Here is a 20,320-nt window from a genome sequence, read left to right on the forward strand (position 1 = left end):
TTATCCCGCCTTGTCTGCAAGTTGACTGATGGGAGGGCCGAAGTGGTAGCCGGTCTGCCAGAGCACGATACAGCTGTTGACCACTTTTTCATCGTAACGGATCCCGGCATAGCGGGTCAGTTCGGCAATGGCGTCACTCAGAGGCATGGCCCGGCGGAACGGGCGATGGGAGGTCATGGCGATCAGCGAATCGGCCACCCGGATAATGCGCGCCTCCAGGGTAATGGCGCTGCCCGCCAGCCCCTGCGGATAGCCGCTGCCATCGAGGTTTTCGTGGTGCTGCAGCACTATGGTGGCGATGGGCCAGGGGAAGTCGATCTGTTTGAGAATATCGTGGCCGGCCTGGGGGTGCTGCTTGATCAGTTCGAACTCCACCGGCCGTAATTCACGGGGGCGGGTGATGATCTCGGTGGGGATCTGCAGCAGGCCAATATTGTGCACCATGGCCGCCAGTCCCAGCGCATCCAGCCGCTCTTGCCGCAGTTGCATGGCCTGCCCGATGGCCAGTGCCAAATCGCGCACCTTCAGCTCATGGCCCGCACTGTTGCGATCCTTGTGGCTGATGGCGCTGGCGAGGGCACTGATGGTCTGGAACAGCAGCTCACGCTGGTGGCGCTCGCTCTCCTTGAGGCGGGTGATGTCGACCAGGGTGCCGATGATGCCGGCAACCATCCCCTGATGGTCATAGAAGAGATCCTTGAAACAGATGACCTGATAGCGCATGCCATTGCGGTCATGCAACTGCTGTTCGATGCACTGGGGCTGGCGACTTCGCAGCAACTCGGCTTCCCGCATGCTGTAGGCCTCGGCAAGCCCGACAGGCAGCAGCTCCTCGACCCGTCGACCCAGCAGCGCCTCCTTGCCGATGCCGATCACCTGATTGAAGGCCTGGTTGCAGCCCAGAAATCGCCCTTCGATATCTTTGTAGAACACCGGGATCGGGATGGCCTTGAGCAGGGATTCGTTGAAGTGTTTCAGATCCTTCAGTTCGGCCTGCTGACGCAGGGCGAGCAGCTCGCTGTCCTTGCAGAGGGAAATGGCGCGGGCCAGGTTGCCGAGCACCGGGCTGAACAGATGGCAGACCGGTACGATCTGCTGATGTGGCTGGGGGGCGAGCAGCAAGATGAGATAACCCCCTTCAACCTTGAGCCGATAGGCAAACTGGTAGGGGCGGCTGCCCGGCAGGGGGAGCGTCTGTTGCAGCAGGCAGTGCTCCTCCTCGCTGACCCACCCAGGCAGGGTCAGGGTGGTGCCGGTGTGCTGACGCAGCTGCTCGTCGCCGATCACCTTGAGCAGCTTGTATCCCTCCCGTTGTTGCTGCAATACCGCGCCAACCGGCGTGGCGCAGTGATGCATAAAACGTTGCAGTACCTTGGTGAGCAGCGCATCCAGCGTCACTTCACGCCCGATGCAGAGCGCCAGATCGCAGACGATGGCCATGGCGTGGTCGTTGTTCATATCACTGCCCCGTTACAGAGAATGGCGCCGTTATGAAATTGGGGGTAATCCCCATGGCGCACGCTGCCAATTTCGCCAAGGGAGAGGGCTCCTGCCAGATCGCCGGCCCCCGAGTGGGTCAGCAGGGTGCGCAGCTCGGTCACCGTCTGCTGGTCGAAGTGCAGCTGGCGTCCTGCGCAGTAGTAGACCTCCAACAAGTGTGCCCGGGTGAGGGTTTGTTGCTGGTTGAGGCGCCTGGCCAGTGAGCAGGCATGTTCGGTGGCACTCTCTGGCGCCTTCAGCAGGGTGAGGATGCTGTGCTCTGCGACCTCGCCGGCGCAGAGCAGGGCGCCGTCATCGTTTGCCTCGACGGGGATCCTGACAATCACATCCCCGTTGGCCCGCAGCAGGCCCAGTGGCATGTGCACCACGAAACGGTAGAGCTCCTCGCGCACCATAGTGTGCTGGAATTGCTGGCGGATCAGCCCCTGATATTTTTGAAAGGCCGGTTGCCAATCGATGTAGGCAATCTGGTTCGCTTCACTGCTGGTGGCCAGCATTGGTTGGGCCGAAAGTTGGTAACCATGTTCCAGAAAGGGAAAGCTGTTGCTGGGCAGCAGCGTGCAGGTGACCCCGTAGGCAAGTTGCCGTTGATTGTCGAACAGGCAGGCAAGGGGGGTGAAGCTGCTGCTGCCTGCATTGGCGCCGGCATAGTTGACGCGATTGGCCAGTTGCAGATAAAGCGCATCCAGAATGGAGGCGATATTGGGAATGAGGTTGTCGAAGGTCAGAAACAGGGTTGGTGGCGGCGAAGGGGTTGGCCAGGTGGCCAGCATGTTCTCCACCTGTTCCGCAATCAGGTGGGCAAGGGATGCTGCGCTGGCCTGCGGTGTCAGGGGCAGCAGTGTGGCGTGATAGGGGTTGGCTCTGGGCAGTAGCCAGGCCCCCTGCGGCAACAATCCTTGCGCACCGATCAGCTGGGGGAAAATGGCGCCATCCAGGGCGATGTTGAAGTCGCGGCACAACTGCTGCAACAGGGGAACCTGCGCGCAATCCTGTTCGGCCAGCAGTATGGTCAGCTTGCCTCCTTGCAAGGGTGCCAGCGTGGCGGCCAGTTCTGTCGGGTTAAATTGGCAAACGTAGTGTTGCTTCATCAATCTGAACTCCATTCCAGAATATAACCAATATATCAATAAGGAATTCAAGAGGGTATGAGGATCTCGCCCGGTTCTGGTTGTATGGCAAAAACCATGATGGGCATCACCCTCGCTGACTGATCTGTCATTTGCTGACCTGTGGAGTGCGCGATGCTGTCGGGCCGGAAATAGAAAACCGGCAGCCAAGGCTGCCGGTTTTGCGGGTAATGAGGGGTAGCGACGGTAACGGTTACTGCAATACCACGTGCTGGAACCCTTGTACCAGGCTGATGACCGGCTGGGGATAGAGCCCCAGCAACACCACCAGCGCTGCAGAGAGCAGCACCACCACACCACCGGAGGAGAGAGCCCAGTCGGCGCTGGCATCCCGCTGCTGCATACCCGGTTCGCGCAGATAGAGGGTCACCATCACCTTGAGGTAGTAGTAGAGACCCAGTGCGCTGCCGAGCACGATGGCACCGGATAGCCACCAGAGCTGCGCCTCGACGGTGACGCCGATGAGGTAGAACTTGCCGATAAAGCCGAGGGTCATCGGGATGCCCGCGAGTGACAACATCATCACCGTCAGTACGGCAGTCAGATAGGGGCGCTTCCAGAACAGACCACGATAGCTGTGCAGGGAGTCGGCATCCTTGCCGCGATAGGGGCTCGACATCATGCTCACCACCCCAAAGGCACCCAGGCTGGTGAACAGATACATCAGCAGATAGACCCCGGCTGCTTCCACCGGCATCTGGCCGAATCGGCTCGCCACGATCACCGCCAGCAGGTAGCCGAAGTGGGAGATGGAGGAGTAACCCAGCATCCGCTTGATGTTGGTCTGCACCAGGGCCAGCAGGTTGCCGACCAGGATGGAGATGACCGCCATGGCTGCCAGCAGCCAGTGGATCATGGGATCGCTCGCCGCCGGTACCGCCAGATAGAAGCGCAGCAGCACGGCAAAGACCGCCACCTTGCTGACGGTGGCGAGGAAGGTGGCGACCGGTGCCGGGGCACCTTCGTAGACATCCGGGGTCCAGAGGTGGAAGGGGGCCAGGGAGAGTTTAAAGGCAAAGCCGACCAGCATTAACCCCAAACCGCCCATCAGCAGCGGATGGTGAGCCGGGCTCTCGGCCAGGGTCTGCCCCAGGGCGGCAAAGCTCAGGCTGCCTGCCTGCGCATAGAGCAGCGCCATGCCAAACAGCAGGAAGGCGGTGGCGGCGGCAGAGAGCACCATATATTTCACCGCGGCTTCCAGCGAGTGGCGCTCGCGGTAGGCGTAACCCACCAGACCGAACATCGGCAGGGTCAGCATCTCGATCCCGATAAAGAGAGAGGCGAGGTGACGGGAGCAGGCCAGCACCAGACCACCAGCGGTGGCGATCAGCAGCAGCAGGAAGAACTCCTCCCGGTTGTCCGGGTAGGCTTTCAGCCACGATTGACCGAAGGTGCAGGTGGCCAGGGCGCCGATGAGCACCAGTCCCATGTAGAAGACGGCGTAACTGTCCACTTGCAGCAGCGGGGTGACCCCCTGATCCCCTTGCGCCATCACGATGGGCAGCGAGAACAGAGCAAGGTTGAGGCCAACAATGGTCACGGTAAAGGCGGTGGTGACACAGCGGCGCCAGGCGATGGCCAGCATCAGGGCCGCCATGGCCCCGGTGGTCAACAGCAGGGGAAGCAGTGCCAGCAGTTGGGAAGCGGAGAAAGTCATTGCAGGGCTCCAGCAGTCGGCAGCAGATACCAGTGCAGCACGTTGATAAGGCTGCTGCTGGCGGTGTCAATCACGGGTTGGGGATAGAGGCCAAGCAGAACCAGCAGGCCCGCGATCACCATCATCATGGTCAGCTCGCGGCGATCCAGCCCCTTGAGCATGCTCTCATCCTTGGCGGGGCCAAAGCAGGCGCGCTGCAACATGATGAGAGAGTAGACCGAGGCCAGCACCAGACCGAAGGTGGCGACTGCCGTGATGACAGGGGCAACCTGGAAGCTGCCGACCAGGATCAGGAACTCGCCGACAAAGTTGCCGGTGCCCGGCATGCCGAGCGACGCTACCGAGAAGAACAGCATCACGCCGGGCAGATAGCGCAGGCGTCCCCACAGGCCGCCCATCTGGCGCAGATCCCGTGTGTGCAACCGCTCGTAGAGCTGACCGCAGAGGATAAAGAGGCCGGCAGCCGAGAGACCGTGGGCGATCATCTGCACCACGGCGCCCTGCAGGGCCAGCTCGCTACCCGAGTAGATGGCGATCATCACAAAACCCATGTGGGAGATGCTGGTGTAGGCTACCAGCCGTTTGATGTCGGTCTGGGCAAAGGCCACGATGGCGCCGTAGACGATACCGATCAGGCCCAGCACCATGGCGTAGGGAGCAAATTCGGCGGACGCCTCGGGGAAGAGCGGCAAGGCAAAACGCAGCAGACCGTAGGCGGCGGTTTTGAGCAAAATACCTGCCAAATCCACCGAGCCTGCGGTCGGCGCCTGACTGTGGGCATCCGGCAGCCAGCCGTGCAGCGGCACCAGCGGCATCTTGACCGCGAAGGCGATAAAGAAGCCCAGCATCAGCAGCCACTGAACTCCCTTGCTCATCGGGGTATTGAGCAGCTCCAGATAGTTGAAGGTGAAGACTCCGGTGGCATGCTGGTGGGTCAGCACCAGCCCGATGATGGCCACCAGCATGATAAGGCCGCTCACCTGGGTGTAGATGAAGAACTTGGTCGCGGCGTTGATCCGTGATTTGCCGTCAGTGACCGAATGGCCCCAGAGTGCAATCAGGAAGTACATGGGAACCAGCATCATCTCCCAGAAGAAGAAGAAGAGGAACAGATCCAGCGCCATAAAGACCCCGAGCACGCCACCCAGGATCCAGAGCAGGTTCAGATGGAAGAAGCCGATGCGTTGCACGATCTCTTTCCACGAACAGAGGATGGCCAGTACCCCGATAAAGCAGGTGAGGATCACCATCAAGAGCGACAGGCCATCCACCGCCAGATGCAAAGAGATGCCAAAGCGGGGGATCCACGGCAGGTGCCACTCGGCGGCCCAGGCGGAGGCAGCACCGGTGACGCCCGCGCTGTCGAGACCCGTGGTGGCAAGGGAGAAATCACCACTTAGCCAGATGGCACAGGAGAGCAGCAGGCTGGCGCTCATGGAGAGCAGGGCAACCCAGCGGACAAACTGCCCGCCGAGACGCTCCATCTGCCAGCAGAGCAAGCCGCCGATAAAAGGAATTAGCAAGATCCAGAGTAAGGTCACGGTATCAGCTCTCGTTCAAGTTCATATGAGATTGCGCTCCCTGTTCCATCAGGGAGAGCAAACAGCCCGGCTGTTTCGGTCTTCGTGTTGTTCATCGCGTTACCCCAACAGCAACAGCGCCAGCACCAGCACGGCGCCGATCCCCATGGAGGCGGCATACCAGCGCAACTTGCCGGTGACTGTCCAGGCCAGCAGCTGGTTGCCCCGCAGGGCAAACCAGGCGGGCAGGCCCATCATCCAGTCCAGCGGGTCTCGGGCCAGCAGACGGGTCGCCAGCAGATAGGGTTTGACCCACAGCTGGTCGTAGAGCCAGTCAAAGCCCCAGGCGTTGAACCAGAGGGTGCTGAGCAGCCGGCCTGGCGCGCTGTTGGCAATGGCGGTGGCCAGACGGCGCTCACCAAGGAACAGAAACGCAGCCAGCACAATGCCAGCGATGGCGATGATGCCAGAGGCTACCTCCAGCGCATGGCGACCCTCTTCGATATGGTCCCCCGGGCCTGCGGGTAGTACACCTGCCAGTGGCGGGGTGATCAGCGCGCCTATGCCGGTAGAAAGCACCAGCAGCACCAGCAGCGGCAGATGGTGAGCCAGACCGTGACCCGCATGGGCTTTGGTCTGCTCTTTGCCATGGAAGGCGATAAAGATTAGCCGGAAGGTGTAGAGCGAAGTGAGGAATGCCCCTACCAGACCTGCCCACAGCAGCGCGCTTTGGCCCGATGCTTCTACTTGCCACAGGATGGCGTCCTTACTGTAGAAACCGGAAGTGACCAGCGGCAACGCCGCCAGCGCCGAGCCCCCCACCAGGAAGCAGGCGTAGACCAGCGGCAAACTCTTGCGCAGGCCACCCATCTTGAAGATGTTCTGCTCATGGTGGCAGGCAACGATAACGGCACCGGCGGAGAGGAACAGCAGCGCCTTGAAGAAGGCGTGGGTCATCAGGTGGAAGATGGCCCCTTCCCATGCGCCGACACCCAGTGCCAGAAACATGTAGCCAATCTGGCTCATGGTGGAGTAGGCGAGGATCCGCTTGATATCGGTCTGAACCAGCGCGGCAAAGCCTGCCAGCACTAGCGTGATGGCGCCAACCAGCCCGACCAGATGGAGGATCTCTGGCGCCAGCAGGAACAGGCCGTGGGTACGAGCAATCAGGTAGACACCAGCAGTCACCATGGTGGCAGCGTGGATCAACGCGGAGACCGGGGTCGGGCCAGCCATCGCATCTGCCAGCCAGGTTTGCAGCGGCAGCTGGGCCGATTTGCCGACCGCACCGCCCAGGAGCATCAGGCAGGCCAGCGACAGGGCAGGGGAGCCCTCGGCAAACAGGGTCGGGGCACGAACCAGCAGCTCATGGATATTGAGGGTGCCCAGTTCCCGATAGAGGATAAACAGGCCGATGGCGAGGAAGACATCACCCACCCGGGTCACGACAAATGCCTTGAGGGCCGCTGCGCCGTTGTTGCGATCCTTGTAGTAGAAGCCGATCAGCAGATAGCTGCACAGCCCTACCCCTTCCCAGCCGAGGTAGACAAACAGCAGGTCATCGGCCAGCACCAGAAACAGCATGCTGGCGATAAAGAGGTTGGTGTAGGTAAAGAAGCGGGAGTAGCCCTCTTCACCGCGCATATACCAGGAGGCGAACAGGTGGATGAAGAAACCCACCCCGGTCACCACCCCCAGCATGGTCAGCGACAGGCCATCCAGTGCCAGCGAGAAGCTCGGGGTAAAGTTGCCCACCGCCATCCATTGCCACAGGCGCTGGACATAGACGCCCCCCTCGGGCGGGTTGCCCAGAAAGTCGATGCCCACCCACAGGGTAGTGAGGGCCGACAGGCCAATGGAGCCTACCCCGATCAGCGCCGAGGTACGCTCACCAAACCGGCCGAGGGAGAAGGCCAACACCAGCCATCCCAGCAGCGGAAATAGAAAAGTCAGATATAAGAGGCTCATCCGCGCATCTCGCTCACAGTGTCCACGTTCAGGGTGTGGTAACGACGATAGAGCAGCAGTAACAGGGCAAGGCCGATACTGGCCTCCGCTGCCGCCAGAGAAATCACCAGGATATACATGATCTGGCCATCGGCCTGGGCCCAGCGGCTACCCGCCACCACAAACGCCAGTGCCGAGGCATTCATCATGATCTCGATACTCATCAGGATGTAGAGCAGGTTGCGGCGGATCAGCAGACCGCACAAGCCGATGCAGAAGAGCACCGCGGCCAGCAGGAGGCCGTGCTCCATAGGGATTCCATTCATTGCTGACCTCCTTCTTGTGCAGAGCGGGAAGCAGAGCGCGGGACGGAGAGCACTTCACCGCTCTTCTCTTCCCGACCCAGGTGATAGGCGGTTACCAGACCCGCCAGCAGCAGGATGGAGGCAAGCTCCACCGCCAGCACATAGGGGCCAAAGAGCTCGACACCCACCTGCTTGGCGGTCACCTCGGTCACTCCGATCAGGCCCCCGGTCACCCCGAGAATGCCGTGGGCCAGAAAGCCCAGCAGGATCAGCGAGAGCAGGGCTGGGCCCCCCCAGGTCATGGGGGTGAGCCACTTTTTCTCCTGTGCCTGGGCACTCCCCAGGTTCAGCATCATCACCACGAACACGAACAGCACCATGATGGCGCCGGCGTAGACGATCACCTGCAGGGCGCCCGCAAAGGCGGCACCCAGGCAGAAGAAGATCATGGCCACGGCGATGAGGGAGATGATGAGATTGAGCAGCGCATGCATGGGATTGCTGGTGCTGATCACCCGCAGCGTGCTGTAAATGGCCACCAGGGCCGAGGCATAAAATGCCAGTTCCATGATTGACTCCTCAGGGCAGCAGGCTCTTGACATCGATGGGCTTGGCTTCGTTTTCGGCATCCCCTTTCGGCTTGCCGTCGATGGCCATCCCGCTCATGCGATAGAAGTTGTAGTCCGGGTATTTACCGGGCCCGCTGATCAGCAGATCTTCCTTCTCGTACACCAGATCCTGGCGGCGATACTCACCCATCTCGAAATCCGGTGTCAGCTGGATGGCGGTGGTGGGGCAAGCCTCTTCACACAGGCCGCAGAAGATGCAGCGAGAGAAGTTGATGCGAAAGAACTCCGGATACCAGCGACCATCTTCCCGCTCGGATTTTTGCAGCGAGATGCAGCCGACCGGGCAGGCAACCGCGCAGAGGTTGCAGGCCACGCAGCGCTCGTCCCCGTCGGGGTCGCGGGTCAGCACGATGCGACCGCGGTAGCGGGGGGCCGCATAGACTGCCTGCTCCGGATAGTTGAGGGTTTCACGGGGCCGCCAGGCATGGGAGAAGACCATGGCCAGACTGCGTAACTGGGTGCCGACACCCTGAATAATGCTAACAATTTTCATATTGAGTGCCTCACTGCGTACTTATCAGTACAACTGCCGCGGTGACCAGCATATTGATCAGGGTCAGCGGCAAGCAGACTTTCCAGCCAAACGACATCACCTGGTCAAAGCGCGGGCGAGGCAGGGAGGCCCGCAGCAGGATGAAGAACACCATGAAACAGGCGGTCTTCAGGGCAAACCAGATGAAGGGGGGCAACCAGGGACCATGCCAGCCACCGAAGAAGAGGGTCACGATGAGCGAGGAGATCAGCACGATGCCGATATATTCGCCCACGAAGAAGAGACCCCACTTCATCCCCGCATACTCGATGTGATAGCCGTCGGCGAGCTCCTGCTCGGCTTCTGGCTGATCGAACGGGTGACGGTGGGTGACGGCGACACCGGCAAACAGGAAGGTGACAAAGCCCAGGATCTGGGGCACCACGTTCCACAAGTCTGCCTGTGCCTCGACGATATCCCGCAGGTTGAAACTGCCGGTCTGGATCACAATCCCCATCAGGGAGAGTCCGAGAAACACCTCGTAGGAGAGGGTCTGGGCCGAGGCGCGCAAGCTGCCGAGCAATGAGTATTTGTTGTTGCTCGACCAGCCGGCGAACAGCACCGCATAGACCGCCAGCCCCGCGATGGCCAGGATGTAGAGCAGCCCCACATTGAGATCCGCCACGCCCCAGGTGGGGGTGATGGGCACCACCGCAAACGCCAGAATAAAGGCAGTGAAGGCGATGATGGGGGCCAGGATAAAGATCCGCCGATCAGCGAACGGCGGGATCCAGTCCTCCTTGAAGAACATCTTGATCATGTCGGCGGCCAGCTGGAGCAGACCAAACGGCCCCACCCGGTTGGGGCCGTAGCGATCCTGCCACAGGGCCAGCAGACGACGCTCGATGAAGCTCATGAAGGCGCCAGCCCCCACGATCCCCACCAGCACGATCAGTGCCTTGCCCACCTCCAGCAACAGATCGATCAGCGACTCGCTCATGCGATCACCTCCTGCAGGTTAGTGATTGAGGCTTGTTGCAGGGCCGTCGGCAGGCCGTTCACCCCAAGGGGGAGCCCCACCAGACCGGCGCTCAGCTGCTCGCTAAGCCGCAGACGCAGTTGCCAGTGGCTACCGCCCCAGGAGAAGGAGACCTGACTGCCCCCGTGGAGGGCCAGACGCTGCGCATCAAGGGGATTGAGCACCAGCTCGGGTTCGTTCATCCGGGCCTGAATGACCGGGCTGCGAGCGGAGAGCTCCTCGCCGCCAAACAGCTGGGCATAATTGACCACTTGCAGCGCCTCTGCGGCCTTGAAGGGGGCAGGGATGGTGGTGAACCAGCCGAGCAGCTCCTTGCCTTCTGCCTGCGGGTCTGTTGCTTCCAGCAGACGGCGACCCGGATCGCCAGCACGCAGTTTGCCACCCACTTCATCCTGGAACTTGTTCCAGGCGGAGGGAGAGTTCCAGCCCGGCGCCCAGGCGAACGGTACTTGCGGCAGCGGCTGACGGGCTCCGGCATACCCTTCCATGGAGAAGTTGAAGGGGGAGTCGGGATCTTGCGCTACCCGCGGCTCGCTGACGTTCTGATCCGCCAGCATGGAGGTGCGACCGCTGTAACGATGCGGCTCACGGGCCAGTCGCATGCCACGGATCCGCAAGCCTGCGTTGGGCGCCGCTTCCAGCATGGTAGCCAGCAGCGGATTGCTGGTGGCACAGTCATGGTTGACCTGGTCGAAGTTTTGCCAGCGCAGCGGCTTGCGTTCGATCGCCCCTTGCAGCGCCGTCAGCCAGCGCCACCCTTCACGCACCTGAATATCGGCGTTGTAGAAGGCGGGCGCATAGACCTGGAAGAAGCGCTGGGCGCGCCCTTCCATGTTCACCAGCGTGCCATCGGCCTCGGCAAAACTGGCCGCTGGCAGCACCAGATCAGCCTTGTTGGCGGTCGGGGTCGCCTGATGGTCGATGACCAGCAGGTGCTGCAGCCGTGCCAGTGCAGCATCCACCCGGTTGCGCGGCGCGCGGCGGTAGAGATCGTTCTCCAGGGTGACCAGCGCCAACCCCTCTTCTGACTCGATACGCGCAAGGGCGGCTTCGAGTGGCTTGTCTGTCAAGGTTTGAGCGCCCAGCATGGCCAGACCCAGCGAGTTGGCCTCCTGGCCAACCAGCGCGATGTTGGCTTCCTGTCCACGGCCTTTCAGGGCGCGGGCAATGTTGCTGGCCGCCTCAAGCAGCGCCACATCGCGGGCACTGGAGCCTGCAATGATGAGCGGCTTCTTGGCGTTGCCGAGCAGCTCGGCCCAGCGAGTCGCTTGTGCCTGCTGTTCGGGGCCGAGATCGGTCACGGCCGGTGCGGCCGGGTCGAGCAGGTTGGCGATGGCAAAGCCAATGCGCGCCTGATCGGCATAGGGGGCGTGCAGCTTGTCGGCCGCCACATCGTCCAGACGGGTGGTGTCGAGACTGGTGATGAGCAGCGGGTAGCGCTCGTTCTGACCCAGGGTCTGAACGGCGGCGACTTGCCACAGATCGACCTTCATCTTGCGGGCCAGCTCGCGGGCCTTGCCCTTGACGGCTTGGCGCAGCGCCAACGCGATACGGGCTGCGCTCATGGTGACATCCTCGCCGAGCAGCAGAATGGCGTCGGCCTCTTCCATGTCCCGCAGGCTCGGGGTTGGCACGCCGCCCTGTTGCAGGATCTGCAGCATCTTCAGCTGACAGGCCCACTCGGTCTGCTCGACGCCAGCGTAGAAGTTGGCTTCACCCACCAGCTCGCGCAGGGCAAAGTTGCTCTCCAGCGAGGCGCGGGGCGAGCCGATGCCGATGAGGCTGCTAGCGCTGCGTAGGGCATCGGCGGCTCGGTTGAGGGCGCCATCGACCGTGATGGTCAGCTGGTCGTTGCCATCTTTGAGCAGCGGTTGGCGCGGGCGGTCGGCCAGATTGACATAGCCATAGCCAAAGCGGCCACGGTCACAAAGGAAGTAGTGGTTGACGCTGCCGTGGAAGCGGTTTTCGATGCGGCGCAGCTCGCCATAACGCTCGCCCGGACTGATGTTGCAGCCCACGGAGCATTGCTGGCAGATGCTGGGGGCAAATTGCATGTCCCACTTGCGGTTGTAACGTTCGGAGTGGGTCTTGTCGGTGAAGACGCCGGTGGGGCAGACCTCCACCAGGTTGCCGGAAAATTCACTCTCCAGGGTGCCATCCTCGACCCGCCCGAAATAGACGTTGTCGTGGGCACCATAGACCCCGAGATCCTCGCCACCGGCATAATCCTTGTAGTAACGGACGCAGCGGTAGCAGGCGATGCAGCGGTTCATCTCGTGACCGATGAAGGGGCCCAGCTCCTGATTCTGGTGGGTGCGTTTGGTGAAGCGGTAGCGACGGCTGTTGTGGCCGGTCATCACCGTCATGTCCTGCAGGTGGCAGGCGCCGCCCTCTTCACACACCGGGCAGTCGTGGGGGTGGTTGGTCATCAGCCACTCCACCACGCTCTTGCGAAATTCTTTAGCCTCTTCATCCTCGATGGCGATGTAGCTGCCATCGGTGGCCGGGGTCATGCAAGACATGACCAGACGACCGCGTTTGTCATCGGCATTCTGATACTGTTTGACCGCACACTGGCGGCAGGCGCCAACGCTACCCAGCGCCGGATGCCAGCAGAAATAGGGGACGTCCAGACCCAGCGACAGACAGGCTTGCAGCAGGTTATCTGCCCCGTCTACCTCGTACTCTTTGCCGTCTACATAAATGGTTGCCATACAACTTCCCTGAAACCTGTTTTGTGAAATCTGTGGTGTCGTTACCAGCGCTCGCCCAGCAGATTGGGCTGGATCCCTTTGACCGGCTTGCGGTTATCACCGCTGCCTTTGATCCCGGCCTCGAATTCGGAGCGGAAATATTTGATGGCGCTGGCGAGCGGCTCGACGGCGCCCGGTGCGTGGGCGCAGAAGGTCTTGCCCGGGCCAAGGAAACCGCAGAGTTGTTCCAGAGTCGCCAGATCGCCGGATTGCCCTTCGCCACGTTCCAGTGCCCGCAGCAGCTTGACGCTCCAGGGCAGGCCATCGCGACAGGGCGTGCACCAGCCACACGACTCGCGGGCGAAGAACTCCTCCATGTTGCGCAGCAGGGAGACCATGCTGATGGAGTCATCCACCGCCATGGCGAGGCCAGTCCCCATCCGGGTGCCGACCTTGCCGATACCAGCGGTATACATCTGCGCATCGAGGTGCTCCGGCAGCAGGAAGCCGGTTCCCGCGCCGCCCGGTTGCCAGGCTTTCAGGCGATAGCCGCTCTTCATGCCGCCGGCGTAATTTTCAAACAGCTCGCGGGCGGTGATGCCAAACGGCAGCTCCCAGACCCCGGGGTTGTTCACCTTGCCGGAGAAGCCCATCAGCTTGGTGCCGTGATCTTCCGAGCCCGGCAGCGCCAGTCCGTGATACCAGGCGACCCCGTTGCCGATAATGGCGGGCACGTTGCAGAGGGTTTCGACGTTGTTGACGCAGGTGGGTTTGCCCCAGACGCCGGAGACGGCGGGGAAGGGGGGTTTGGCGCGCGGGTTGGCGCGGCGCCCTTCCAGCGAATTGATCAACGCCGTCTCTTCACCACAGATGTAGCGGCCGGCGCCGGTGTGGACGAACAGCTCGAAGTCAAAACCGGATCCCAGAATGTTCTTGCCCAGTAGACCGGCGGCCTTGGCCTCTTCCACCGCACGGCGCAGGTGGATGGCGGCATCAACGTATTCGCCGCGCAGGAAGATATAGCCGCGATAGGCCTTGAGCGCCCGGGCACTGATGATCATCCCCTCGATCAGCAGATGGGGCAGTTGCTCCATCAGCAGGCGATCTTTCCAGGTGTTGGGCTCCATCTCGTCGGCGTTGCAGAGCAGGTAACGGATGTTCATGCTCTCGTCTTTGGGCATCAGCCCCCACTTCACGCCAGTGGGGAAGCCCGCACCGCCGCGCCCCTTGAGGCCGGCATCCTTGACGGTGCTGACAATCTCGTCCGGGCTCATCTGGCCGAGCGCCTTGCGGGCGGCTTCATAGCCCTGTTTGGCCTGATACTCCTCCAGCCATACCGGTTGGCCGTCGTCCCGCAGCCGCCAGGTGAGCGGGTGGGTCTCGGCGGTGCGGGCCGTGCGGTTGGCGGTGCCAAGAGAGGCGAGGATCTTGTTCTGCGGCAGGCTCATGGGTAAGCCTCCAGCGTTTTCAGCAAGGTCACCGGATCGAGGCCGCCATAGGTGTCGTCATCGATCATGATGGCTGGCCCCTTGTCGCAGTTGCCAAGGCAGCAGACCGGCAGCAGGGTGAAGCGGCCATCCGGGGTGGTTTGACCGGGGCCGAGGTTCATCACCTCCTTGAGACCGGCCATCAGATCTTCATGGCCATTGATGTAGCAGACCATGCTGTCGCAGACGCGGATGATGTGACGGCCTACCGGCTGGCGGAAGATCTGGCTATAGAAGGTGGCAACCCCCTCCATGTCGCTGGCGGGAATGCCGAGTTCGGCCGCGATGGCGTGAATGGCGCCGTCGGGGACCCAGCCTCTGGCCTGCTGCACGATCTTGAGCGCTTCGATGCTGGCGGCGCGGGGATCTTCGTAGTGGTGTTTCTCGTGTTCGATGGCATCGCGTTCAGCCTGGCTCAGAACGAAGTCGTCCTGTTTGCTGCTGCATGCCCCTTGCCCCTGTGGGGTCTGATTATTGTGACACTGACATTGCTGGCTCATGACTTGACCTTTGGTGGCTTGTCCTTTTACTGCTCGTCCGGCGATCCCAATTCCCGGCCATGGCCGGGAGGGCGGATCACTTAACGGTCCACATCCGACATAACAAAATCGATACTGCCCAGATAGACGATGAGGTCCGACACCATGCTGCCCTTGATCACCGAGGGGATCTGCTGCAGGTGAGCAAAGCTCGGGGTGCGGATCCGGGTCCGGTAGCTCATGGTGGAGCCGTCACTGGTCAGGTAGTAACTGTTGACCCCCTTGGTCGCCTCAATCATCTGGAACGACTCGGCAGCGGGCATCACCGGGCCCCAAGACACTTGCAGGAAGTGGTTGATCAGGGTCTCGATGTGCTGCAGGGTGCGCTCTTTGGGCGGCGGTGTGGTGAGGGGGTGATCTGCCTTGAAGGGGCCCTCCGGCATGTTCTTCATGCACTGCTCGATGATCGACATGCTCTGGCGGATCTCCTCAATCCGCACGGTGGCTCTGTCGTAGGCATCGCCATTGCTGCCAACAGGCACTTCGAAGTCAAACTGGTCGTAGCCCGAGTAGGGGCGCCACTTGCGCACGTCGAAGTTGAGGCCGGTGGCGCGCAATCCGGCCCCCGTGGTGCCCCAGGACAACGCCTGCTCGGTGGTGTAGGCAGAGACGCCTATGGTGCGACCGCGAAGAATGCTGTTGCGCATCGCCGCTTTTTCGTAATCCATCAGACGTTTGGGCAGCCAGCTCAGCAGGTTGTCCTGCACCAGCCGTTGCCATCCCTTCGGCAAGTCGTGGGCCACACCGCCGATACGGAACCAGGCCGGGTGCATACGGGCACCGGTGATCGCTTCGATGATGGTGTAGATCTTCTGCCGGTCGGTGAAGGTGAAGAAGACCGGGGTCATGGCCCCCACGTCCTGAATATAGGTCCCGAGGAACAAGAGGTGGCTCTGGATGCGAAACAGCTCCGCCATCATCACCCGGATCATGTCGACCCGCTGCGGCACCTTGATTCCGGCCAGCTTCTCGACCGCCAGCACATAGGGGAGGTTGTTCATCACCCCGCCCAGATACTCGACCCGGTCGGTATAGGGGATGTAGCTGTGCCAGGACTGGCGCTCGCCCATCTTCTCGGCACCACGATGGTGGTAGCCGATGTCAGGCACGCAGTTACGGATCTCCTCGCCATCGAGCTGCAACACCAACCGGAAGGCGCCGTGGGCAGAGGGGTGGTTGGGGCCGAGGTTCAAGAACATGTAGTCCTCGTTCTCGTTGCCGCGGGCCAGTCCCCACTCTTCCGGTTTGAACAGCAGGTTCTCCTGCTCCATGTCCTGTTTGGCGGCATCGAGCATGAAGGGATCGAATTCGGTAGCGCGCGCCGGGTAATCCTTGCGCAGCGGGTGACCCTGCCAGCTCTTGGGCATCATGATGCGGGTCAGATGGGGGTGGCCATCGAAGGTGATGCCCATCAGATCCCATACTTCCCGCTCGTACCAGTTGGCATTGGGGAAGTGGTTGGTGATGGTGGGTAGATGCAGGTCACTTTCGGCCAACGCCACTTTCAACATCACATCGGCGTTACGGTCGATGGAGATGAGGTGATAGAAGACAGTGAAATCGCTCTGGGGCAGACCGTCGCGATGGCTGCGCAGCCGCTCATCGGTGGCGCTGAGATCAAACAGCATCACAAACGGGGAGGGCACCTTGCGCAAAAAGCCCATCACATCCTGAAGCAGTTCGCGGGGAAGCCAGACCACCGGCACGCCGGTGCGCGTGGTCTGCACGGTGAAGTGCTCGGCCCCGAAGTGGGCAAACAGTTCGCCAATGACTTTGGCATCCTTGTGGTCGCTGGGCTGCCACTGGGCCATGGCGTAATTGCTGGGAAAATCTCGAGTCAGTTTCATGGTCAGATCTCATCCGGCGTGCGCAGGTTGGTCACATTGATCCGTTCGCCGCGCTTGCGCTCTTTTTCGGCCTGCATCTGGGGACGGTAGATCCCCTGATCGCCCACTACCCAGGAGAGGGGGCGGCGCTCTTTGCCGATGGAGTCCTGCAGCAGCATCAGGGCTTGCAAAAAGGCTTCGGGACGGGGCGGGCAACCCGGAATGTAGACGTCGACCGGCAGGAACTTGTCCACCCCCTGCACCACGGAATAGATGTCATACATGCCGCCGGAGTTGGCACAGGCCCCCATGGAGATCACCCACTTGGGTTCGAGCAGCTGTTCATACAGGCGCTGGATGACTGGCGCCATCTTGATGAAGGGAGTCCCTGCTATCACCATGAAATCGGCCTGACGGGGCGAAGCGCGGATAACTTCGGCGCCGAAGCGGGCCACATCGTGGGGGGAGGTGAAGGCGGTACACATCTCCACGTAGCAGCAGGAGATGCCGAAGTTGTAAGGCCAGAGGGAGTTTTTGCGGCCCCAGTTGACTGTGTCTTGCAGCACCTCCTCGAGGCGGCCCATCATGATGCCGCGCGTCGCTTCTTGCGCCAGTGGGTCATCGACGGTCTGGCGCTGCTCCTGGGGGTAGCGCTCAACGGGTGCATCCGGGTCAATCCGGGTCAGGGTGTACTTCATGGTGCAACCTCAAGGAAAGGGTCTGTGGTTCAATCACTGTTTTTGTTGTTCAGCTGCGGTTTGCGCGGTGACCAGTCCAGTGCGCCGATGCGCCAGAGGTAGATCAGGCCGATAAGCAGCAGTCCGATGAAAATGGTGGCTTCAATAAAGCCGACCCAGCCGCTCTCACGCACGGAAACAGACCAGGCAAACAGGTAGAGCGCCTCGACGTCGAAGATGACGAAGAACATGGCGACCAGATAGAACTTGGCGGAAAAACGCAGGCGGGCACTGCCGACCGAGTCGACACCAGATTCAAATGGCTTGTTCTTGGTGCGGCCGTAGGCGCGACCTCCCAGCAGGGCGGCGAGACCTATCATCACCAGACAGATGGTGATGGCACCGATGACATAAATGGCAAAAGCCCAATGTTGAGCAGAAATATCAGCAAACATAGAGGTTTTTCCTAACCAAATTAATCAAGCGACTTAACAATAATGTTACGCATTATGACACTTTCGCACTGATTTACATGTCATTTTTACGGGTTAATTATTAATCGGTTAACTGGTAATTAAATTTTGTTAAGAAGCGCACTTTTTTGCTGGTTATGGCGGGTGGGAAAGGCCTGGAAAGCGCAGAGAGCTGCTCCTCGTCATCACCTGAAAGGGGTAAATGCCGCGGGCGAAGCCGGAGCTGGTCGGTATCGCGGGCAGGGGGCACAGGCGGGAGAAGAGCGTGATGGCGGGTGAGATAGGGGGCGGCAAGAGCAATAAAAAGAGAGGCTTCCAAGCCTCTCCTGCCATCGCGTTCCGGTTTCGAGCGTGGGGCGGTCAGGGTTTATTGGCGACCAGCAAGACCTGATCCGGGTAGGCGCCAATGGAGCGAAGACCGATATCTCCCGAGGTGATATCCAGATACGCCCGCTGACCATTGGCGGAGGTTACCGTGCTGCTCATCAGATAGACATAGCCCTCATTGACCTCTTTACCGCCCCCCGCCATGGCGCGCGGGAAAATGGCTTCATTGAGAGAGGGCTTGTAGCAGGCATGCTCGACCAGGGTCGCCAGCTCCTTGATGTCGGGCAGGCGCCACTGGCTGATACCGCCGAAGTGATAGAGAGCATGACTGCTGTCACTGCGGATCCGCTCCGCCACTTGCAGCCCCTGCTGCCAGTAGTAAACGGTCGGTTCCCCCAGGCAACTGCTGCCATTCCATGTCTGCCCCAGTTTGCAGCGCATCCAGGTGAGGCCGGTGTGTTGATCCGTGACGGTGCCGTTGCCATGGTCAAGAAAACGGGCAGAGGGGGCGGTGCGATCCATGGTGTCATCACAAATGGCAGCACCGTGGGCCAGGGGGGCCAGCAGTGCCAGCATGGCGAACGAAAAGCGATAAAGGCTCATGATATTCCTCGGATTATTGGGAAGTGGCGACCAGTCGTACCTGCATCAGCTCGATATAGGTATCTTGCTGCACCAGCGCGGGATAGGTGGTGCCCGCATCTTCTCCCAGGAGCAGGACTGTGCGTTTGCTGATGGGGCCACCGGAGAAGCGCTGGGCGGTGTTGCTGGTGGCGCTCCAGTAGTAGCCATGGTAGGTGTCATCTTCCGAGGAGGCGATATCCGGGAAGTAACGGGTATCCACGATGATGCGTTGACCCAGCGGGTCCTTGGCCAGGCTGCCGTAGTGCATCAGTGACATCAGCTCACCCATGGTGGGCAGCCGCCACTGGCTGATGCCGCAGCGCTGCTCGCCATTGAGCCACTGCTGATACGCGCGGGTGGTCAGCATGGTGGTCAGCGCCTGTGCCCGGGCGAGGGCCGCCAGATCTCCTTCGGCGGTGAGCTGTTCGATCCTCTTATGAATATGCTGGTAGGCCGCTTGCTGCTCGCCTGCGGTCGCCTTGAACTGCTCATCCTCATAGGCAAAGGGTCTGCTTTTCCAGGCCGGGCTCAAGGGATCATCCGATTTGACCTCCCACACCAGACCGGTATTGAGATCCTTGACGCACTGCCAGCTCGGCGCGTTGTCAGGGAGCGCCTGACCGCGATCATCGAGTTTGCGATAGGCAAGCTGGGGACGAGTGCGATTCCAGCTGGCATCTTGTCCCGGATAGTCGGCGGGTTCCTGTTCCAGCAGCGGGTCGTTGCCATCGCTGAAGGTGGTGACGCCGGTGACGGTTAGCAGGTTGCGTGGCTGCTGCTGCACCAGCAGGGTCAGCAGCTTGCTTTGGGTATCTTCAGCGAACTGGCCGTTGCGTTGCCACTCCTGAGCCAATTGCTCCAGCATCAGGCTGATGGCGCGATAGCTGGTGGTGAGCAACTGGGTCTCCTTGGCGGTGGCAAGGCGTGTGCGGGCCTGTTGCTGCAAGCTGATCGCCACCTGTTGTAGCGCCTGATCAAACTGGCCGAGACCTGCGAGGGCCGCGCGGTCGCCGCCCGGTTGCAGCGGCGCGAGATCGGCCAGCAGCTGCGTCAGTGCGCGATCGGCGGCCACCCCTTCGGCAATGCGGCTCTGCCACAGGGTGCTGAGCAGGGTCGGTTGCAGCCGTTGTGGATCCCCTTTGGCGGCCGGATGCGCCAGCAGCAGGCCTCCGCTCCTCGGTACGAACAGCAGGGGCGAGTTGACGATGTTGGCCGAACGGCTGACCAGGGCCACCGCTCCTTCGCCGCTGACGGCAGGGTCGGCAGGATCACATTGCCAGTTCTGATCCAGATCGGCGCACAGGGTACCGGCGGTCGGCAGAGCGACATCGACCCGGTAGTCCGGGATCGCCAGTGGTGCGTTATCTTCCCCGCCGCCACAGGCGCTGAGCAGGGCTGAGAGGGTTGCAATAACCAGTACGGATGGTTTCACTTCACATTCCTTGATTCGGTCACAGGTTCACGGGGGCGGTAAC

General features: G+C 61.3%; 18 protein-coding genes. All 18 read right to left on the bottom strand.

Annotation, left to right across the window (positions count from 1 at the left end; translation table 11 throughout):
- A complete protein-coding gene (locus AB5Y83_RS02550) occupies positions 1–1,458 on the bottom strand; it encodes an HD domain-containing phosphohydrolase (protein ID WP_368174651.1) in 1,458 nt (485 codons plus the stop codon).
- The gene (locus AB5Y83_RS02555; RefSeq protein WP_368174652.1) at positions 1,455–2,591 is read right to left on the bottom strand and encodes an FIST C-terminal domain-containing protein; all 1,137 of its coding nucleotides are present in this window, start codon (positions 2,589–2,591) and stop codon (positions 1,455–1,457) included. The genes AB5Y83_RS02550 and AB5Y83_RS02555 overlap by 4 nt, the downstream gene beginning before the upstream one ends.
- A gap of 232 nt (positions 2,592–2,823) precedes the next feature.
- Positions 2,824–4,287: an NADH-quinone oxidoreductase subunit NuoN gene (gene nuoN, locus AB5Y83_RS02560; protein WP_129504218.1), complete on the bottom strand. Its 1,464-nt coding sequence runs from the start codon at positions 4,285–4,287 to the stop codon at positions 2,824–2,826.
- On the bottom strand, positions 4,284–5,828 hold the full coding sequence (gene nuoM / locus AB5Y83_RS02565; RefSeq protein ID WP_270803735.1) for an NADH-quinone oxidoreductase subunit M: 1,545 nt from the start codon (positions 5,826–5,828) through the stop codon (positions 4,284–4,286). The genes nuoN and nuoM overlap by 4 nt, the downstream gene beginning before the upstream one ends.
- A gap of 99 nt (positions 5,829–5,927) precedes the next feature.
- A complete protein-coding gene (gene nuoL / locus AB5Y83_RS02570; protein ID WP_270803734.1) occupies positions 5,928–7,775 on the bottom strand; it encodes an NADH-quinone oxidoreductase subunit L in 1,848 nt (615 codons plus the stop codon).
- Complete coding sequence (nuoK, locus tag AB5Y83_RS02575) at positions 7,772–8,080, bottom strand: NADH-quinone oxidoreductase subunit NuoK (protein ID WP_005337247.1); 309 nt, start codon at positions 8,078–8,080, stop codon at positions 7,772–7,774. Before nuoK ends, nuoL begins: the two co-directional genes overlap by 4 nt.
- A complete protein-coding gene (nuoJ, locus tag AB5Y83_RS02580) occupies positions 8,077–8,628 on the bottom strand; it encodes an NADH-quinone oxidoreductase subunit J (protein WP_005337246.1) in 552 nt (183 codons plus the stop codon). The genes nuoK and nuoJ overlap by 4 nt, the downstream gene beginning before the upstream one ends.
- A gap of 10 nt (positions 8,629–8,638) precedes the next feature.
- Positions 8,639–9,181, bottom strand: coding sequence for an NADH-quinone oxidoreductase subunit NuoI (gene nuoI, locus AB5Y83_RS02585; RefSeq protein ID WP_005337245.1), 543 nt, complete (start codon positions 9,179–9,181; stop codon positions 8,639–8,641).
- Between the two features lie 10 nt (positions 9,182–9,191).
- On the bottom strand, positions 9,192–10,160 hold the full coding sequence (nuoH, locus tag AB5Y83_RS02590) for an NADH-quinone oxidoreductase subunit NuoH (protein ID WP_005337244.1): 969 nt from the start codon (positions 10,158–10,160) through the stop codon (positions 9,192–9,194).
- On the bottom strand, positions 10,157–12,913 hold the full coding sequence (nuoG, locus tag AB5Y83_RS02595; RefSeq protein WP_368174653.1) for an NADH-quinone oxidoreductase subunit NuoG: 2,757 nt from the start codon (positions 12,911–12,913) through the stop codon (positions 10,157–10,159). Before nuoG ends, nuoH begins: the two co-directional genes overlap by 4 nt.
- Positions 12,914–12,954: 41 nt before the next feature.
- Positions 12,955–14,340 (bottom strand): NADH-quinone oxidoreductase subunit NuoF, encoded by a 1,386-nt coding sequence (gene nuoF / locus AB5Y83_RS02600; RefSeq protein ID WP_005351112.1) that lies wholly within the window; start codon positions 14,338–14,340, stop codon positions 12,955–12,957.
- A complete protein-coding gene (gene nuoE / locus AB5Y83_RS02605) occupies positions 14,337–14,879 on the bottom strand; it encodes an NADH-quinone oxidoreductase subunit NuoE (RefSeq protein WP_368174654.1) in 543 nt (180 codons plus the stop codon). Before nuoE ends, nuoF begins: the two co-directional genes overlap by 4 nt.
- 80 nt (positions 14,880–14,959) lie before the next feature.
- Positions 14,960–16,765 (bottom strand): NADH-quinone oxidoreductase subunit C/D, encoded by a 1,806-nt coding sequence (gene nuoC, locus AB5Y83_RS02610; protein ID WP_040067274.1) that lies wholly within the window; start codon positions 16,763–16,765, stop codon positions 14,960–14,962.
- Positions 16,766–16,767: 2 nt separating this feature from the next.
- Positions 16,768–17,442: an NADH-quinone oxidoreductase subunit B family protein gene (locus AB5Y83_RS02615; protein ID WP_005344917.1), complete on the bottom strand. Its 675-nt coding sequence runs from the start codon at positions 17,440–17,442 to the stop codon at positions 16,768–16,770.
- A gap of 29 nt (positions 17,443–17,471) precedes the next feature.
- Positions 17,472–17,876, bottom strand: a complete 405-nt coding sequence (locus AB5Y83_RS02620) for an NADH-quinone oxidoreductase subunit A (protein ID WP_005344919.1) — start codon at positions 17,874–17,876, stop codon at positions 17,472–17,474.
- 100 nt (positions 17,877–17,976) lie between these two features.
- Positions 17,977–18,213: a hypothetical protein gene (locus AB5Y83_RS02625; protein WP_128835515.1), complete on the bottom strand. Its 237-nt coding sequence runs from the start codon at positions 18,211–18,213 to the stop codon at positions 17,977–17,979.
- A gap of 41 nt (positions 18,214–18,254) precedes the next feature.
- Positions 18,255–18,824 carry a DUF1566 domain-containing protein gene (locus AB5Y83_RS02630; protein ID WP_058058427.1) on the bottom strand — a complete coding sequence of 190 codons (570 nt, stop codon included), beginning with the start codon at positions 18,822–18,824 and terminating at the stop codon, positions 18,255–18,257.
- 13 nt (positions 18,825–18,837) lie between these two features.
- Positions 18,838–20,277, bottom strand: coding sequence for a DUF1566 domain-containing protein (locus AB5Y83_RS02635; RefSeq protein WP_279487513.1), 1,440 nt, complete (start codon positions 20,275–20,277; stop codon positions 18,838–18,840).
- Between the last annotated feature and the right edge of the window lie 43 nt (positions 20,278–20,320).

Source organism: Aeromonas sp. R5-4 (assembly GCF_040908215.1).
Taxonomy (GTDB): domain Bacteria; phylum Pseudomonadota; class Gammaproteobacteria; order Enterobacterales; family Aeromonadaceae; genus Aeromonas; species Aeromonas veronii.

Excerpts from the sequence above, each read along its gene's own strand:
- AB5Y83_RS02550 (WP_368174651.1), bottom strand. The coding sequence starts at position 1,458 with ATGAACAACGACCACGCCATGGCCATCGTCTGCGATCTGGCGCTCTGC.
- AB5Y83_RS02555 (WP_368174652.1), bottom strand. The coding sequence starts at position 2,591 with ATGAAGCAACACTACGTTTGCCAATTTAACCCGACAGAACTGGCCGCC.
- nuoN (WP_129504218.1), bottom strand. The coding sequence starts at position 4,287 with ATGACTTTCTCCGCTTCCCAACTGCTGGCACTGCTTCCCCTGCTGTTG.
- nuoL (WP_270803734.1), bottom strand. The coding sequence starts at position 7,775 with ATGAGCCTCTTATATCTGACTTTTCTATTTCCGCTGCTGGGATGGCTG.
- nuoK (WP_005337247.1), bottom strand. The coding sequence starts at position 8,080 with ATGAATGGAATCCCTATGGAGCACGGCCTCCTGCTGGCCGCGGTGCTC.
- nuoJ (WP_005337246.1), bottom strand. The coding sequence starts at position 8,628 with ATGGAACTGGCATTTTATGCCTCGGCCCTGGTGGCCATTTACAGCACG.
- nuoI (WP_005337245.1), bottom strand. The coding sequence starts at position 9,181 with ATGAAAATTGTTAGCATTATTCAGGGTGTCGGCACCCAGTTACGCAGT.
- nuoH (WP_005337244.1), bottom strand. The coding sequence starts at position 10,160 with ATGAGCGAGTCGCTGATCGATCTGTTGCTGGAGGTGGGCAAGGCACTG.
- nuoG (WP_368174653.1), bottom strand. The coding sequence starts at position 12,913 with ATGGCAACCATTTATGTAGACGGCAAAGAGTACGAGGTAGACGGGGCA.
- nuoF (WP_005351112.1), bottom strand. The coding sequence starts at position 14,340 with ATGAGCCTGCCGCAGAACAAGATCCTCGCCTCTCTTGGCACCGCCAAC.
- nuoE (WP_368174654.1), bottom strand. The coding sequence starts at position 14,879 with ATGAGCCAGCAATGTCAGTGTCACAATAATCAGACCCCACAGGGGCAA.
- nuoC (WP_040067274.1), bottom strand. The coding sequence starts at position 16,765 with ATGAAACTGACTCGAGATTTTCCCAGCAATTACGCCATGGCCCAGTGG.
- AB5Y83_RS02615 (WP_005344917.1), bottom strand. The coding sequence starts at position 17,442 with ATGAAGTACACCCTGACCCGGATTGACCCGGATGCACCCGTTGAGCGC.
- AB5Y83_RS02620 (WP_005344919.1), bottom strand. The coding sequence starts at position 17,876 with ATGTTTGCTGATATTTCTGCTCAACATTGGGCTTTTGCCATTTATGTC.
- AB5Y83_RS02630 (WP_058058427.1), bottom strand. The coding sequence starts at position 18,824 with ATGAGCCTTTATCGCTTTTCGTTCGCCATGCTGGCACTGCTGGCCCCC.